The 16278-nt window shown below is 70.7% G+C and carries 11 protein-coding genes and 3 pseudogenes; 7 read left to right on the top strand and 7 right to left on the bottom strand.

The genetic code is table 11. The features are described 5' to 3' along the window. Positions 1-622: 622 nt before the first annotated feature. Entirely contained in the window at positions 623-2404 is a 1782-nt protein-coding gene (locus ACWC09_RS10160; protein ID WP_450850076.1) for an ABC transporter ATP-binding protein, read from the bottom strand. Beyond that, the gene (locus tag ACWC09_RS10155) at positions 2401-4191 is read right to left on the bottom strand and encodes an ABC transporter transmembrane domain-containing protein (protein WP_450850075.1); all 1791 of its coding nucleotides are present in this window, start codon (positions 4189-4191) and stop codon (positions 2401-2403) included. The genes ACWC09_RS10160 and ACWC09_RS10155 overlap by 4 nt, the downstream gene beginning before the upstream one ends. 146 nt (positions 4192-4337) lie before the next feature. Here ACWC09_RS10155 and ACWC09_RS10150 point away from each other — a divergent pair. Continuing rightward, a pseudogene (locus ACWC09_RS10150) lies at positions 4338-4795 on the top strand (L,D-transpeptidase family protein); the annotation flags it as partial. Between the two features lie 133 nt (positions 4796-4928). Further along, positions 4929-6272, top strand: coding sequence for a cation:dicarboxylate symporter family transporter (locus ACWC09_RS10145; protein WP_450850074.1), 1344 nt, complete (start codon positions 4929-4931; stop codon positions 6270-6272). 81 nt (positions 6273-6353) lie between these two features. Here the strand turns inward: ACWC09_RS10145 and ACWC09_RS10140 are convergent, their stop codons facing one another. Continuing rightward, complete coding sequence (locus ACWC09_RS10140; RefSeq protein WP_450850073.1) at positions 6354-6806, bottom strand: MarR family winged helix-turn-helix transcriptional regulator; 453 nt, start codon at positions 6804-6806, stop codon at positions 6354-6356. A 94-nt stretch (positions 6807-6900) separates the two neighbouring features. On the opposite strand from ACWC09_RS10140, the gene ACWC09_RS10135 reads away from it, so the two are divergent. After that, entirely contained in the window at positions 6901-8712 is a 1812-nt protein-coding gene (locus tag ACWC09_RS10135; protein ID WP_450850072.1) for an ABC transporter ATP-binding protein, read from the top strand. Positions 8713-8755: 43 nt separating this feature from the next. Further along, a complete protein-coding gene (gene mltG / locus ACWC09_RS10130) occupies positions 8756-9604 on the top strand; it encodes an endolytic transglycosylase MltG (protein WP_450850071.1) in 849 nt (282 codons plus the stop codon). 13 nt (positions 9605-9617) lie between these two features. Here the strand turns inward: mltG and ACWC09_RS10125 are convergent, their stop codons facing one another. The 3 genes and pseudogenes from ACWC09_RS10125 to ACWC09_RS10115 form a co-directional block, all read right to left on the bottom strand. Continuing rightward, a complete protein-coding gene (locus tag ACWC09_RS10125) occupies positions 9618-10694 on the bottom strand; it encodes an NAD(P)-binding domain-containing protein (RefSeq protein ID WP_450850070.1) in 1077 nt (358 codons plus the stop codon). A 146-nt stretch (positions 10695-10840) separates the two neighbouring features. Beyond that, positions 10841-11122 (bottom strand): annotated as a pseudogene (locus ACWC09_RS10120) (LLM class flavin-dependent oxidoreductase); the annotation flags it as partial. Between the two features lie 4 nt (positions 11123-11126). Beyond that, positions 11127-11438, bottom strand: a pseudogene (locus ACWC09_RS10115) (ABC transporter substrate-binding protein); the annotation flags it as partial. A 227-nt stretch (positions 11439-11665) separates the two neighbouring features. On the opposite strand from ACWC09_RS10115, the gene ACWC09_RS10110 reads away from it, so the two are divergent. Continuing rightward, positions 11666-12094: a YjbQ family protein gene (locus tag ACWC09_RS10110; protein WP_450850069.1), complete on the top strand. Its 429-nt coding sequence runs from the start codon at positions 11666-11668 to the stop codon at positions 12092-12094. A gap of 10 nt (positions 12095-12104) precedes the next feature. Here the strand turns inward: ACWC09_RS10110 and ACWC09_RS10105 are convergent, their stop codons facing one another. After that, positions 12105-13616, bottom strand: coding sequence for a glycoside hydrolase family 3 protein (locus ACWC09_RS10105; RefSeq protein WP_450850068.1), 1512 nt, complete (start codon positions 13614-13616; stop codon positions 12105-12107). A gap of 281 nt (positions 13617-13897) precedes the next feature. Between ACWC09_RS10105 and ACWC09_RS10100 the strand changes: the two genes are divergently transcribed. Both ACWC09_RS10100 and ACWC09_RS10095 read left to right on the top strand, forming a co-directional pair. Further along, positions 13898-14971 (top strand): phytanoyl-CoA dioxygenase family protein, encoded by a 1074-nt coding sequence (locus tag ACWC09_RS10100; protein ID WP_450850067.1) that lies wholly within the window; start codon positions 13898-13900, stop codon positions 14969-14971. After that, a complete protein-coding gene (locus tag ACWC09_RS10095) occupies positions 14953-16272 on the top strand; it encodes a DUF6271 family protein (protein WP_450850066.1) in 1320 nt (439 codons plus the stop codon). The genes ACWC09_RS10100 and ACWC09_RS10095 overlap by 19 nt, the downstream gene beginning before the upstream one ends. Positions 16273-16278 lie beyond the last annotated feature (6 nt).

Genomic DNA, 16278 nt, shown 5'->3' with positions numbered 1-16278 from the left:
AGGAACGGCCGCGGGGACCGCCTGCGCAGGCGAGGTCCGCCGGAGTCCGGCAGAGGGCGCGGCGGTGCTGGAGGGTGCGGGTTGCCGGGGGCGTGGCTGTCCTGGAGCGTGCGGGGCGCGGCGGTGCTGGAGGGTGCGGGTTGCCGGGGGCGTGGCTGTCCTGGAGCGTGCGGGGCGCGGCGGTGCTGGAGGGTGCGGGTTGCCGGAGGCGTGGCTGTCCTGGAGCGTGCGGGGCGCCGGAGTGTGTGGCGGCCGTGGAGCGTGCGGGGCGCCGGAGTGTGTGGCGGCCGTGGAGGGCGCAGGGCGCCGGAGCGTATGGCGGCCTCGGAGGTATGGCGACCCTCGGGTCGCCGACACCCCGCCGGTGCGGTGGCTCAGGACTCGGGGCGGACAGGTGCCGGCTCGGTGGTCACGCGGCTTCCCACCGGGCCGACTCGATGTCCTGGGCCACGGCGTACCGGCTCGCGGCCCTGCGGCTCACCGGTTCGCGATCCAGCAGCTCCGGCCCTCCGGCCCATTGGTCCAGCACCTATGGCCTGCCCACCCGCTCCCGACCGACGCCCCCCCCACCTATGCCGTGCCACGACCTCACCCGTGCCACGACCTCACCCGTGCCACGACCTCACCCGTGCCACGACCGCCAAAGCGCCGCATACGCCCCCTCCGCCGCCACCAGCTCGTCATGGCTGCCCAGCTCGCTGATGCGGCCGTTCTCCACGACGGCGATGACGTCCGCGTCGTGGGCGGTGTGCAGGCGGTGGGCGATGGCGACGACGGTGCGGCCGTCGAGGACGCGGGCGAGGGAGCGTTCCAGGTGCCGGGCCGCGCGTGGGTCCAGCAGGGACGTCGCCTCGTCCAGGACCAGGGTGTGCGGGTCGGCCAGGACCAGGCGGGCCAGCGCGATCTGCTGGGCCTGCGCCGGGGTGAGCGCGAGCCCGCCCGAGCCGACCTCGGTGTCCAGGCCGTCGTCCAGCGCACGCGCCCAGCCGTCGGCGTCGACCGCGCCCAGCGCCGCCCACAGCTCGGCGTCCACCGCGGCCGTCCGGGCGAGCAGGAGGTTGTCGCGCAGGGAGCCCACGAAGACGTGGTGCTCCTGGTTGACGAGGGCCACATGGGAGCGGACGCGCTCTGCAGGCATCCGGGAGAGTTCCGCACCGCCGAGGGTGACCTGGCCGGTCCGCGGGGCGTAGATCCCGGCGAGCAGCCTGCCCAGTGTGGACTTGCCCGCACCGGAGGGGCCGACCAGTGCCAGGCGGGTGCCAGGGGCGACCTCCAGGGACACCTTGCGCAGCACGTCCACGCCTTCGCGGTAGCCGAAGTGCACCCCCTCGGCGTGGACGTCCCGCCCGTCCGGCGCCAGGGACTCCTCACCGGCGTCCGGCTCGATGTCCCGGACCCCGACGAGACGGGCCAGCGACACCTGGGCGACCTGCAGTTCGTCGTACCAGCGCAGGATCAGGTTCACCGGGTCGACGAGCATCTGTGCGATCAGTGCGCCCGTCGTCAGCTGGCCCACCCCGATCCACCCCTGAAGGACGTAGACACCACCGATCATCAGGACCGAGGCGAGCACCGTCACATGGGTGAGGTTGATGACCGGGAAGAGCACCGACCGCAGATAGAGCGTGTAGCGCTCCCATGCCGTCCACTCCCGGACACGGCGTTCCGACAGCTCGACACGGCGGTCGCCCAGCCGGTGGGCCTCGACGGTGCGCCCGGCGTCGACCGTCTCGGCGAGTGCGGCGGCCACGGCCGCGTACCCGGCCGCCTCCGAGCGGTAGCCGGAGGGCGCCCGCTTGTAGTACCAGCGGCAGCCGATCACCAGCAGCGGCACGGCGACCAGCACCGCGGGCGCCAGCGGCGGCACCGTGACGACCAGTCCGCCGAGCAGCAGCACCGCCCACACCACACCGATCGCCAGCTGCGGCACGGCCTCGCGCATCGCGTTGGCGAGCCGGTCGATGTCCGTGGTGATGCGGGACAGCAGGTCGCCCGTGCCCGCCCGCTCCAACACGCCCGGCGGCAGCCCGACCGACCGTACGAGGAAGTCCTCGCGCAGGTCGGCCAGCATCCGCTCGCCGAGCATCGCCCCGCGCAGCCGCACCTGCCGTACGAACACGGCCTGCACGACCAGCGCGAGGACGAACAGCGAGACGGTGAGCGACAGATGGAGTTCCCGCGTGCGGTCCGAGACGCGCTCGACGAGGTCGCCCAGCAGCCACGGGCCCACCAGCGAGGCGACGACGGACACCGTGTTGACGGTCATCAGGGCCAGGAAGGCACGGCGGTGCCGGCGGAACAGTTCGGCCACATAGGCGCGTACGGTCGCCGGGGCGCCGACGGGCAGGGTGTTCGCCGTCGTCGGGGCCGCCGGGTCGTACGCCGGTGGCGCCACGCCGATCATGCTGTCTCCTCGATTTCCTCGAACTCTTTCAGCACGCCGTCCAGGGCGGCCTCTTCCTCGGTCTCGCGGGTCACGACCGCCCGGTACCGGGGCTCGGCACGCACCAGTTCGCGGTGCACGCCGACCGCCGTGACCTCGCCCTCGTGCACGAGCACGACCCGGTCCGCGCGATCCAGCAGCAGCGGCGAGGAGGTGAGGACCACCGTCGTCCGCCCCTCCCGCAGCCCACGCACGCCCTCGGCGATCCGCGCCTCGGTGTGCGAGTCGACGGCCGAGGTCGGCTCGTCCAGGACCAGCACCTCCGGGTCGGTGATCAGCGACCGGGCCAGCGCGAGCCGCTGGCGTTGCCCGCCGGAGAGCGACCGCCCGCGCTCGGTGATCCGCGTGTCCATCGGGTCGTCGGCGTCCAACGACCCCTGGGCAAGGGCCTCCAGCACGTCCCCGCACTGCGCCGCCGCCAGCGCGTCCTGTGCCCTCACCGCACCCGACGCGGGCACGTCCAGCAGCTCGCGCAGCGAACCGGACAGCAGTACCGGGTCCTTGTCCTGGACCAGCACCGCCGTGCGCGCTGTGTCCAACGGCAGTTCGTCGAGCGGGACACCGCCCAGCAGGACGGCCGAGCCCGGCTCGGCCGGGTGCCCGCCCAGCCGTTCGGCGAGCAGGCCCGCCGCGTCCGGGTCGCCGCACACCACCGCGGTGAGCCGGCCGGCGGGGGCCAGCAGACCGGTCGCGGGGTCGTACAGATCGCCGGTCGGTACGATGACGCCCGATCGCGCGTCTCCGACGTCCGTGGCCCGCTCCAGCGACAGCACCCGCGCCGCCCGCTTGGCCGAGGGCCGCGAGAACGAGTACGCCATCGCGATCTCCTCGAAGTGCCGCAGCGGATACGACAGGACCATCACCGAGCTGTAGACGGTGACCAGTTCGCCGATGGTGATGCGGCCCTGCCGGGCCAGATGGACGCCGTACCAGACCACCACGATCATCAGCAGACCCGGCAGCAGCACCTGGATCGCGGAGATCAGGGACCACATGCGGGCGCTGCGCACGGCCGCGTGGCGGACCTCCTGGGAGGCGCGGCGGTAGCGGTCGAGGAAGAGTTCCTCGCCGCCGATGCCGCGCAGCACGCGCAGGCCGGCGACGGTGTCCGAGGCGAGTTCGGTGGCCCGCCCGGCCTTCTCGCGCTGGACGTCGGCCCGCCGGGTGGCCCGGGGCAGCAGCGGCAGCGCGGCCAGTGCCACCACCGGCAGACCGACGGCGACGACCATGCCGAGCGCCGGCTGGTAGACGACCAGCGCGACGCAGACCACGACCACGGTCAGGGCCGCCGCGGTGAACCGGGAGACGGCCTCCACGAACCAGCCGATCTTCTCGACGTCACCGGTGGAGACGGCCACGACCTCACCGGCCGCCACCCGCCGCGTCAGCGCCGAGCCCAGCACCGCGGCCTTGCGGGCGAGGAGTTGCTGGACGCGGGCGGCGGCGGTGATCCAGTTGGTGACGGCGGCACGGTGCAGGAAGGTGTCGCCGAGCGCGACGCACACACCGACCAGCAACAGCAGTCCGCCGGTCAGCGCCAGCCGGGTGCCGGAGCGGTCCACCACGGCCTGCACCGCGAAGCCCACGCAGAACGGCAGCGCGGAGACCGCCACGAAGTGCAGCAGCCCCCAGGCCAGCGACGTGAACTGCCCGCCCAGCTGATTGCGGCCCAGCCACCACAGGAACCGGGGACCCGAACGCGCGTCCGGCACACCCGGGTCGGGATACGGAAGATCTTGAATCTGCATGACGACTGACGTCCCAGTGGCTTGTGTCAGGGGGGTGGCGGGAAGCCGCGTTCGGCGGCAGCAAACCGTGACAGGTTCGCTTCGCAGCGTGGTCGGAAGCAAACGGTTTTCCGCGGCGCCGTAGAGAATGGCCCGGTGTGAAAGATCACGAGGGCGACCGACACAGCCCCGTCGGCGTGTTCACGCTCACCGACGCCGGCGGTGTGCTCGCCGACCCGGCGCCAGGCTCCCGTACACCCGCGACGCGTCCTTCGCTGCCCCGCGCTGGTGGGCCCAGTCGCACGGGCACGACTTCGACTACGTCATCGCCATCGACTACAACCGCGTCAAGGGCACCCCGCCCAACGACCCGTCCCGACCGGAGGGTGACGACAAGGGCGGCATCTGGCTGCACATGGACCACGGCAGCGGTACGTCCGCCTGCGTCGGTCTGTCCAGGGCGGCGATGGAGTACCTGCTGCGCACGCTCGACCCGAACCGGCATCCCGTGGTGGTGATGGGGGACAGGGCCGACCTCAGGGCCCAGCACTCACGGAGGATGCCTCCGATCGAATACGACCTGGTCTCCTCGGCCGACCTGTGCGGTCTGTCACATGCCGCGTGATTTACACATCAGCAACACGGAGGTTGCGGGCGCGATCAACGGCACCTCGAAAGTGATCGACACGGAAACCGCTTTCCGTATCGCAGAAGTCCCCACGGCTTCTGTCGTGTCGACGTCCCCCCTAGGAGTGCCCGTGCCGCCGTCCGTCCCGTCCGTCCCGCGACGCGTCGCACGCATACTGCGTACCTCTCTGTTCGCGCAGGTCCTCTGCGCGCTTGTGCTCGGAATCGTCGTCGGAAAGTTGTGGCCCGGCTTCGCCGCGGATCTCCAGCCGCTCGGCGACGGGTTCACCCGGCTGATCAAGACGATCATCTCGCCGCTCGTGTTCTGTGTGGTCGTCGTCGGCATCGCCAAGGCCGGTGACCTCAAGGCGTTCGGGCGGATCGGGCTCAAGGCCCTGATCTGGTTCGAGGTCGCGAGCACGGTCGCCCTGCTGATCGGGCTGCTCGCCGCCAACGTCGTCCAGCCCGGCTCGGGGATGCACGTCGACCCGTCCACGCTGAGCACCAAGGCGGTCGACGCCAAGACGGGCGGCGGCTCGCTGCCCTCGACGACCGAGTTCATCCTGAACGCCCTGCCGACCAGTTTCATGGGCGCCTTCGCCGAGAACGAGCTCCTCCAGGTGCTCATCCTGGCCTGCCTGGTCGGTGCCGCCCTGCTCCACCTCGGCCAGACCAAGGTGCCGAAGGTGCTGCCCGCCATCGAGCAGGCCCAGGAGATCATCTTCGCGATCGTCGGCTTCGTGATGCGCCTCGCCCCGATCGCGGTGTTCGGCGCGATGGCCGTCCTGATCGGCCAGTACGGGCTCGGTGTCATCGAGACCTACGCCAAGCTGATCATCCTCTGCTACGTCGCCGCCGCGCTGTTCGTCGCGCTGCTGGCCGTCGCCCTGCGCGTCGTCACCGGGCTCAGCCTCTGGAAGTTCCTGCGCTACATCCGCGAGGAGATGCTGCTCGCGCTCGGCACCGCGTCCACCGAGTCCGTCATGCCGCGCGTGATGCAGAAGCTGCGCAAGGCCGGCGCACGCGACGACGCGGTCGGTCTGGTGTTGCCGACCGGCTACTCCTTCAACCTCGACGGCGCCTCGCTGTACCTCTCCATCGGCACCCTGTTCATCGCCCAGGCCGTGGGCGTCGACCTCAGCCTGAGCCAGCAGATCACCGTGGTCCTCGTGCTGATGCTGACCAGTAAGGGCATGGCGGGCATTCCCGGTTCCGCCTTCCTCGCCCTGTCCGCGACCGCGTCCTCGCTGGGCGCGATTCCGGCCGGAGCGGTGGCGCTGCTGCTGGGCGTGGACCGCATCATGGACTCGATGCGGGTCGTGACGAACCTGCTCGGCAACTGCGTCGCCGTGTTCGCGGTGTCCCGCTGGGAGGGGGCGCTGGATCTGGACCGGGCGAAGAAGGTGCTGGGCGGGGAGGCTGTCGCCGACGAGGAGACATCGGTGACGGAGGAGAAGGTGCCCGTCGCCCCGTAGCTCGGAGCGTCATGTTTCGCGGGCGGCTGCGGGTGGTTCGTGGCCCACGCACCCGCGGCCGCCCGCGAACCGTTCCGCCCCCTACCCGCAGCGTCTCTCCGGCGCCCCATCCACCAAGGTGTCCAACAACCCCCCCAACACCTCGCGCTGCTCCTCGCTCAGCGGCGCCAGCATCTCCTCGGCCGCCGACCGCCGTGCCCCCCGCAGCTCCTGCAACGCCTTCCGCCCGTCATCCGTGAGCTCGATCCGGATCACCCGGCGATTCGTCGGATCGGGCACCCGGCGCACCTTGCCGCTCGCCTCCAGTCCGTCGACCAGTGACGTGACCGCCCGCGGTACCACCTCCAGCCGCTCGGCGAGATCGGCCATGCGCGGGGGCGAGCCGTAGTGCGCCAGGGTGCGCAGCAGCCGGGACTGGGCCGGGGTGACCCCCAGGCCGCACTGCTCGATGTGGCGCTTCTGGATGCGATGGACCCGGCGGGTGAAACGCAGCAGTTGCTCTGCGAGCAGGCCGTCGGGATCGGGCGTGGTCATGCGGGAACAATATCAGGAGTTAATTCATTGTGAGCATAGGTAACAGTGAGCTAAGCTCCGTCAGTCTTCGTTCCCTCATCTCCGTAGGAGCCCATTGCACCCCGATCGAGAACCCCGCTGGACGCCGCCGGCCGACGCCGGCGAGCAGCCCCGGCAGGTGCGCCGCATCCTGAAGCTCTTCCGTCCCTACCGCGGCCGTCTCGCGGTCGTCGGCCTACTGGTCGGCGCCTCGTCGCTGGTCTCGGTGGCCACGCCCTTCCTGTTGAAGGCGACCCTCGACGTGGCGATTCCGCAGGGCCGCACCGGGCTGCTCAGTCTGCTCGCGCTCGGCATGATCGTCAGTGCCGTGCTGACCAGCATCTTCGGCGTCCTGCAGACCCTGATCTCCACGACGGTCGGCCAGCGCGTCATGCACGATCTGCGCACCGCGGTCTACGGCCGGCTGCAGCGCATGTCCCTCGCGTTCTTCACCCGCACGCGCACCGGCGAGGTCCAGTCCCGGATCGCCAACGACATCGGCGGCATGCAGGCGACCGTCACCTCCACCGCCACCTCCCTGGTCTCCAACGTGACCAGCGTCGTCGCCACGATCGTCGCGATGATCGCCCTCGACTGGCGGCTGACCCTGGTCTCGCTCCTGCTGCTCCCGGTCTTCGTCTGGATCAGCCGCCGTGTCGGCAGCGAACGCAAGAAGATCACCACCCAGCGCCAGAAGCAGATGGCCGCGATGGCCGCCACGGTCACCGAGTCGCTCTCCGTCAGCGGCATCCTGCTCGGCCGCACCATGGGCCGCTCCGACTCGCTGACCAGGTCCTTCGCGGAGGAGTCCGAGGGGCTCGTCGACCTCGAAGTGAGGTCCAACATGGCGGGTCGCTGGCGCATGGCCGTCATCACGATCGTCATGGCCGCCATGCCGGCCGTCATCTACTGGACCGCGGGCATCGCGCTCCAAGCGGGTGGCCCCGACATCTCCATCGGCACGATCGTCGCCTTCGTCTCGCTCCAGCAGGGCCTTTTCCGCCCCGCCGTCAGCCTGCTGTCGACCGGCGTCCAGATCCAGAGCTCGCTCGCGCTCTTCCAGCGCATCTTCGAGTACCTCGACCTGCCCATCGACATCACCGAGCGGGAGAACCCGGTCCACCTCGACCAGATCAAGGGCGAGGTCCGCTTCGAGGACGTCGAGTTCCGCTACGACAGCAAGGACGACAAGACGGGCCCCATCCTCGACGGCATCGACGTCAAGGTCCCCGCCGGCAGCAGCCTCGCCGTCGTCGGTCCGACCGGCGCCGGAAAGTCGACCCTCGGCTATCTCGTCCCGCGGCTCTACGACGTGACGGGCGGCCGGGTCACCCTCGACGGCGTCGACGTCCGGGACCTCGACTTCGACACCCTGGCCCGCGCGGTCGGCGTCGTCTCCCAGGAGACGTACCTCTTCCACGCCTCGGTCGCCGAGAACCTGCGCTTCGCGAAGCCGGACGCCACCGACGAGGAACTCCACGCGGCGGCGAAGGCGGCACAGATCCACGAGCACATCGCGTCCCTGCCCGACGGCTACGACACGGTCGTCGGCGAGCGCGGCCACCGCTTCTCCGGTGGTGAGAAGCAGCGCCTGGCCATCGCCCGCACCATCCTGCGCGATCCGCCGGTGCTCATCCTCGACGAGGCGACCAGCGCCCTCGACAACCGCACCGAAGCGGCCGTCCAGGACGCCATCGACGCCCTGTCGGCCAACCGCACCACGCTCACCATCGCCCACCGTCTCTCCACCATCCGCAGCGCGGACCAGATCGTGGTCCTCGACTCCGGGCGGGTGGCCGAGCGGGGCACGCACGAGGAACTGCTCGACCAGGACGGGCGGTACGCGGCGCTCGTACGCCGGGATGCCCAACTGGAACCGACAAGCTGAAGATATGCCGGGTTTGTGACGGTATGAGAGTTACCGTGCCCGCATGTACCTGAACACTCCGCCACGGAGAACGATTCGACTGACGCGCAGAGGCCGGCTCGCGCTCATCGCGACCGGTGCCGTCGTGGCCGGCACCGCCGTGGCGGTGCCGCTACTGAGCCTGGAGAGCGACGGGGACGTCAAGCCCACGTCCCTGGTGATCCCCGAGGGCTGGCGCGCGGGGCAGGTCTACGAGGCCGTCGACAAGGCCCTCTCCCTGCCCGCGGGAAGCGCCAAGAAGTCCATGGCCAAGGCCGGTCTGAAGCTGCCGAACGACGCCGAGGGCAACCCGGAGGGCTACCTCTTCCCGGCGACGTACCCCCTCGAACAGGGCGGCAAGAAGGCGACGCCCGAGTCGCTGCTGGCGTACATGGTCGACACCGCCAACAAGAAGTTCAACGGCGCCCCGATCGCGGCCGGCGCCCAGCGCAACGCGATGAACGTCTACCAGGCCGTCACCATCGCGAGCATCGTCCAGGCCGAGGCCGCATCGAAGGCGGACATGGGCAAGGTGGCGCGGGTCGTCTTCAACCGGCTGGAGCGCGGGATGCCGCTGCAGATGGACTCCACCATCAACTACGCGCTGAACCGCTCCACACTGAAGACGAACGCCGCCGACACCCGGATCGACAGCCCCTACAACACGTACACGCGCATGGGTCTGCCGCCCACGCCGATCGACAGCCCGGGTGAGGACGCGATGCGCGCCGCGATCAGTCCCACCCCGGGCGACTGGCTGTACTTCGTCACCGTCAAGCCGGGCGACACCCGTTTCACCGCCGACTTCGCCGAACACCAGCGCAACGTGGCCGAGTTCAACGCCCGGCGGAAGAGCGCGAGTCCGGCCAGGTGAAGCCGGCGGGACGTCAGGCGGCGACCGGCTCCACGGCCGGCAGTCGCCTGATGTCCCGTACGGCCGCGCGCCCGGCCCGGTTGGCGCCGATGGTGCTCGCCGAGGGACCGTAGCCGACGAGATGGATCCGCGGGTCGGCGACCGCGCGCGTGCCGTCGACGCGGATGCCGCCGCCCGCCTCGCGCAGCCGCAGCGGGGTGAGGTGGTCGATGGCCGCCCGGAAGCCGGTGGCCCACAGGATGACGTCCGCGTCGACGTGCCGTCCGTCGTTCCACTCCACGCCGTCCGGTGTGACCCGGTCGAACATGGGCTGCCGGTCCAGCACCCCGTCCGCGACGCCCTGCCGGATCGCGTCGTTGAGCGGCAGCCCGGTCACGGACACCACGCTCTTCGGCGGCAGCCCCTGTCGCACCCGCTCCTCCACGAGCGCGACGGCCGCCCGGCCGAACTCCTCCGTGAAGGGGCCCTCGCGGAAGACGGGCGGACGCCGGGTGACCCAGGTGGTGGCCGCCGCGTACTCGGCGATCTCCAGCAGGTGCTGGGTGCCGGACGCGCCGCCGCCCACCACGACGACCCGCTGTCCGGCGAACGCCTCGGGTCCCGGGTACTGGGCGGTGTGCAACTGCCGCCCCCGGAAGGTCTCCTGGCCCGGATAGCGGGGCCAGAACGGCCGGTCCCAGGTACCGGTGGCGTTGATCAGCGCACGCGTCGACCAGGTGCCGTCCGTGGTCTCCACGAGCAGCCGCCCGCCCTGGCCCTCGCGCACCGCACGGACGTCGACGGGGCGCCGTACGCGAAGATCGAAGGCGCGCTCGTACGCGGCGAAGTACTCGGTGATCACCTCGGACGACGGCCGCGTCGGGTCCGCGTCCGTCAGCTCCATGCCGGGCAGTGCGTGCATGCCGTGGACCTTGCCGTACGTCAGTGACGGCCACCGGAACTGCCAGGCGCCGCCCGGGCCGGCGGAGTGGTCGAGGACCACGAAGTCCCGCTCCGGCTCGAAACCGGTGCGGCGCAGGTGATAGGCGCTGGACAGACCTGCCTGACCGGCGCCTATGACGACTACCTCGACCTCGCGCGTGTTGTTCACCTTTCTACCAACCGTGGCGAGGTCATGGATCTTCCCGAGCGGTCAGCGGTCAGCGGCCGCTCCCGGCGACCTCGGCATGGCTGCCGACCAGCGCGGTGCCCGAGCGCCGCCTGTGCTGCCGCGATCGTGTCGGCGTCGAGGTCGTCCAGCAGCCGGCCGCGCGTCACCCGCTGACAGGTCGCCGCCGTCTGCGCCGCGAGTGTGGGCGAGATCAGCCCCGGCCGGAACGCGACCGGGAACCTCAGCCGCTCGGTGTGCTGGGCGAGGGCGACGGTCGTCAGCCAGCCGTGCGCGCACCAGGTGCCGGTCGGCGTGAGCACCGCCTCGTAGCCCAACTGCTCGGCCGACTTCGGGATTTGGGCGAGGTGCTCGATGTCCGGCGGGCGTACCCACGGACGGGGCCCGAGTGGTTGGAGCCGTACGGTCATGGCGTCAGCCCTGGGAGGCGCGGGGCGGCGTGGTCGAGGCCGGCAGGTCGCCGTTGTAGCGCGTGTCCACGAAGTCGCCGAAGTCCACCTTCCCCGGGATCAGCTTCAACTCCGTGAAGGCGTCGGCTATCTGCTGCTCGGAGGCGATGAGCGGCTTGTCGACGGCGACCGAGACGCGGGTGGCGTTGGTGCGCTTGACCGAGGCCAGGGCGACTTCGTAGGGCAGCCCCGTGTCCTTGGCCCACACCTTGGCCCACTCCTCCTGATGGTTGTAGACCCAGGCCGTGGCCCGGCGCAGCCGCTCCAGGTAGTCCTTGAAATATCGGGTTCGTGGAAGCCGGGTGGGGCATGGCTGATGCTCATGATGCTCCGGGGGGAGAGCGGCCGTGAGGAGTACGCCCCGTTGCCGCCGCACTGGACGACACGCGTCAGTAGCCAGGTCGTCGGTGCACGGTCAATGGTGTCTCGCGGACTGGACCCCTCGTATCAGCCGGCGAGCACCCGATGACATGCGGAACCCGACGTATGGGTCAGGATGGGGGCATGTCAGATGCCTTCACCACCCGAGTACTGAACGTCACCACCGGCTCCATGGAGCGGGTCTTCGACCTCACCCGCGACTGCGAGGCCTTCCTGCGCGAGGTGGCCGCCGGCCGCGACGGGCTGTTGAACATCTTCGTCCCCCACGCGACGGCCGGCATCGCGATCATCGAGACGGGCGCGGGCAGCGACGGCGACCTCCTGGCCGCCCTGCACACCCTCCTCCCGGCCGACGACCGCTGGCAGCACCGGCACGGCAGCCCGGGGCATGGGCGCGACCATGTGCTGCCGGCGTTCGTTCCGCCTCATGCGACGTTGCCGGTGGTGGGTGGGGGACTGGAGTTGGGGACCTGGCAGTCCGTGTGTCTGGTGGATACGAACCGGGACAACCCGAACCGGAAGGTGCGAGTCAGCTTCCTCGCGGGTTCCTGACCGGTCTGCCCTAAAGGGCACCTGCCAGGACCTCCGCGGCGGCCACCCCGGAGGCGGCGGTCGCGCCGTGGGTGAAGATCTGGGCCGCCGCCGGGAGCGGGGTGCCCGGCAGGCCCATCTCCACGACGATCGTGTCGGGGCGAGCCGCGAGGAGGTGGGCGAGGGTGCGGGCCATCCATGTGTGGCGGGAGGCGTCGCGGACGACCACGACCAGGGGGCGTCCCGCGGCCGGCTCCAGGGCGTGGGTTTCCAGGGCGGTGGCCGGTGACCGCAGGTCCTCGCGGCGGACCCGGACGGAGGTCGTTCCGGGCAGGCGTTCGCCCAGGGGGGTGGCCACGCCCCAGGGGGTCTCCTTGCCGATGGCCAGGTTGGTGGTGGGCACGAGTTCCACCACGTGCGGCGCGTTGACCAGGGGCAGGACGTGCTGTACGGCTCCGTGCAGACGGATGGCACGGCGGGCGGCCGCGAAGCCGATGCGGCCGGCGTCCCAGCCGCCGGCATGGGCCGGGCGCAGGCCGGTCGACCAGGACGCGAACTCCCGCACCCGGCGGGCCGCTTCCGCGAGCCGTTCCTCGGGAAGGTCATCTGACGCCACGGCGTTCGCCAGGGCGTCCACGAGCTGCCGGGCGGTGGCCTCCTCCGCGTTCTCACCACCGACGCAGACGGCGTCGGCACCGGCCGCGACCGCTCGGACCGCGGCGCCGCCGATCCCGTAGAGGTCGGCCACGGCGCCCATCTCGATGGCGTCGGTGACGACGACGCCATCGAACCCGAGCTCCTGACGCAGCAGTTCGTGCAGGATGCGCCGGCTCAGGGTGGCGGGCAGGTCGGGGTCGTAGGCGGGAACCAGCAGATGGCCGCTCATCACCGCACGGACGCCCGCGTCGAGGGCGGCGCGGAACGGCGGCAGCGCCTGTTCGGCGATCCGCTCGCGGTCGGCGTCGTAGACGGGCAGGCCGTGGTGGGAGTCGACGGCCACGTCGCCGTGGCCGGGGAAGTGCTTGGCGCAGGCGGCGACACCGGCCGACTGGAGTCCCCGGATCCAGGCGCCGGTGTGCCGTGACACCACCTGGGCGTCGACGCCGAAGGACCTGACCCCGATGATCGGGTTGTCGGGGTTGGAGTTGACGTCCGCGCTGGGCGCGTAGTCGAGGCTCACGCCGATCGCGCGCAGCTGGCGGCCCAGGTCGGCGGCGACGGCCTCGGTCAGCTCGGCGTCGTCGACCGTGCCGAGAGCGAAGTTGCCCGGCCGGGTGGAGCCGGTCGCGGACTCGATCCGGGTGACGTCGCCGGCCTCCTCGTCGATCGCGATGATCAATTCGGGGTTCTCCGCACGCAGTTGGCCGGTCAGTCGGGCGACCTGCTCGGGCGTGACGATGTTGCGGGAGAAGAGCACCACCGACGCCAGCCCGTCGGCGATCTCGCGCAGGACCCAGTCGGGCGCTTCGGTACCCACGAACCCCGGCTGCAGCACGGAGCGCGCCAGCCGTCGCAACTCCGCGCCGTGCTTGCTGGAGACCATCCCATGCGCCCTTCTGTTGGTACAGACCAATGTGTCTCCGCTCAGGCTAACTGCTCGTGTCAAGTGGGGCCGAATCGCGCCCACTTGGCGAAAACACGCCCTCAACTGGGGTGTTTGACACATCGAGTTGGTCTAGTCCAAGTTGGTGGCACGCGAGTTCGAAGGGGCTGGTGTGGCCCGTGGTGCAGTGATCCTGCCGAAACGGCCGCCGCCCCTCACTCCGCGCAGTTGGTGACCCGGTCGGGTCGCCGGTACCTGAGAACGAGGTGTGGAGCACCGTTATGCCCACGACTGACCGTTATCTCCATCGAGCCCCTTCGGCCATCCCCTACTTCAGCTCGGACGGCGAGACCTATCTCGCCCAGACACCCCTGCGGGACCTGCAGAAGACCCGCCCGCTGCGAGTCCTCTCCGAGGAGGACCTCGCCTTATGGCAGACGTACGGCTACGTCGTCGTGAAGCAGGCGATCCCCGCCGCCCGCGCACGACAACTGCTGGACTTCGCCTGGGAGTTCCAGGGGCTCGACCCCGAGCGCCCGGAGACCTGGTACGAGGACCGCGAGTACCGCTCCGACCTGGACCGGGAACTGCACATCTACGGCTTCGTCGAGGCCTACCACCACCAGCTCATCTGGGACAGCCGCCAGACGCGGCGGGTCTACGACGCGTTCGTCGACGTCTGGGACTGCGAAGAGCTGTGGGTGACGCTCGACCGGCTCAACCTGAACCCGCCCAACATCAAGAACCGTGACCGGGCCCTGATCCCGCGCACGGAAGAGGGCTTCGACATCGAGCTCCACTGGGACGTCGACACCACCCTCGGCATACCGCCCCAGCGCGTTCAGGGGATCATCGCCCTGACCGACACCAGGCCCGAACTCGGCGGTTTCCAGTGCTGCCCCGAACTGTTCAAGCGGTTCGACCAGTGGAAGGCGTTCCAGCCCGACGACCGTGACCCGATCCGGCCCAGGATCGACCGCTCGGAGTTCCCCGTGGTGCGACCGCAACTCGAGGCCGGCGACCTGCTGATCTTCAACGGCCTGCTCGCCCACGGCGTGGCGCCGAACACCTCGGACGGCGAAGTGCGCGCGGTCCAGTACCTGTCGATGATGCCGGCGCTGGAGTCACACCACACCCTGCGGCGTTCCCGCGTCGACTCATGGCGCACGCTCAGCACACCGGACTGGAACGGGACCCTGCTCGGTGACGCCGTACGACACGAGTCCCTGCGCTACGGCAGGGCCGCTCTCGACGAACTCGGCGCCAAGCTGCTGGGCCTCACGTCCTGGAGCGGGGCAGACCTCGACGAGACTGAGGAGCCGGCGGGAGAAGAGACATGCGCCGAATCTGTCTGACCCTGCCGACCAACAGGCCCTGCACGGCGACCATCGCGGCCGTCGCGGAGGAAGCCGCCTACGCCGCCGGGCACTTCGACACCGAGGTGCACCTCCTGATCCTGGACTCCTGCGCCGCGCCCGCGTTCGCGGAGCACGCCGAGGCCGTGCGCCGCATACCCCGCGATCCACGCATCGTCGTCCACCATCTCGACGAGGTACGGCAGTCGGACTTCCTCCGGCGGGTGATCGACCGGGCCGGGGCGGTGAAGCCCGACCTCCTGCTGGAGCTGATGCTCCCGGCCGGTGTGTCCTACGGCGCCTGCACCAACCGCGCCTTCCTCCTCGCCGCCGCGCTCGGCTGCGAGTCCGTCCACCGCCGGGACTCCGACAGCCGCTACCAGGTCGTGAACGGCGAGACAGTCTTCCCCGTCCACCACGAGCTGCTGTCGCTCGGCAGGCCCGCGGCCGACGCCGCACACCACGTCACCGAGACCGCACTGGCCGCCGAGCACATGAGCCGGAGGGTCGCGATGGTCGGCAGCTCCTTCGTCGGTGAACTGTCCGTGGACATCGGCGAGATACTCCGGATCGACCCCGAGGTCTACCACGACATGGTCGGTCTCTGGGCGCCCGTCCACTGGTCCGACGAGCGGAAGAGGCAACTCGTCGACGAGTCCTTCCGGGGCGCGGGCACGGACCCCTTCACCGGGGACCACTCCACACTCACCGTCGTCGACCCCATGCGCGTGGACATGTGCAACATCGCCTTCCACGGCGTGCACGAACAGGTGCCCCTGCCGCCCGCCACCGACACGATCGGCAGCGACTACTTCCTGATCCACCTGGTCCACGACGCCGCACTGCCGGGCGTCCTGCACAACCGGAACATCGTCAACTTCTACACCGGTGAACGCCGCACCGAGGCCGGCTTCACGGCGTACCAGCTGCGCTTCGTCAAGTTCCTGCTGTCGATGCTCTACTTCAACTTCGTCTACGAGCAAATGGCCGGATCCGGTGGCTCGTTGCTCGACGAACGGGGGCAGGTGCGCGCGTCGGTCGTGGCCCTGCTCGCGAGGGAGAGCGCGGGGCTCGACCGGAGCGAGAACGTCCATCGGCTGGACGTCCTCGACGCCGCGTACCGCCGACTGGGCGGCAGATACGCCGAGTTCGCCGACCTCCTGCGGCAGCGTCGCGCACGGCTCCTCGACGAAGCGCGCGGCGACATCGAGGACTTCGCCCTGCTGGTGGAGGCCTGGGAGCCGCTGGTGCGGTCGGCGGCGCTGACCGCCGTAGCCCCGACGTCCGGGCAGCGACCGTGACGGCGC

This window comes from Streptomyces sp. NPDC001617 (assembly GCF_053596855.1).
This window is presented reverse-complemented; position numbering and strand designations above follow the sequence as displayed.

What these genes read in the sequence shown, in the direction of transcription:
- mltG (WP_450850071.1), top strand. Translation starts at nt 8,756, where the DNA reads ATGTACCTGAACACTCCGCCACGGAGAACGATTCGACTGACGCGCAGA.
- ACWC09_RS10140 (WP_450850073.1), bottom strand. Translation starts at nt 6,806, where the DNA reads ATGACCACGCCCGATCCCGACGGCCTGCTCGCAGAGCAACTGCTGCGT.
- ACWC09_RS10155 (WP_450850075.1), bottom strand. Translation starts at nt 4,191, where the DNA reads ATGCAGATTCAAGATCTTCCGTATCCCGACCCGGGTGTGCCGGACGCG.
- ACWC09_RS10160 (WP_450850076.1), bottom strand. Translation starts at nt 2,404, where the DNA reads ATGATCGGCGTGGCGCCACCGGCGTACGACCCGGCGGCCCCGACGACG.
- ACWC09_RS10095 (WP_450850066.1), top strand. Translation starts at nt 14,953, where the DNA reads ATGCGCCGAATCTGTCTGACCCTGCCGACCAACAGGCCCTGCACGGCG.
- ACWC09_RS10105 (WP_450850068.1), bottom strand. Translation starts at nt 13,616, where the DNA reads ATGGTCTCCAGCAAGCACGGCGCGGAGTTGCGACGGCTGGCGCGCTCC.
- ACWC09_RS10110 (WP_450850069.1), top strand. Translation starts at nt 11,666, where the DNA reads ATGTCAGATGCCTTCACCACCCGAGTACTGAACGTCACCACCGGCTCC.
- ACWC09_RS10100 (WP_450850067.1), top strand. Translation starts at nt 13,898, where the DNA reads ATGCCCACGACTGACCGTTATCTCCATCGAGCCCCTTCGGCCATCCCC.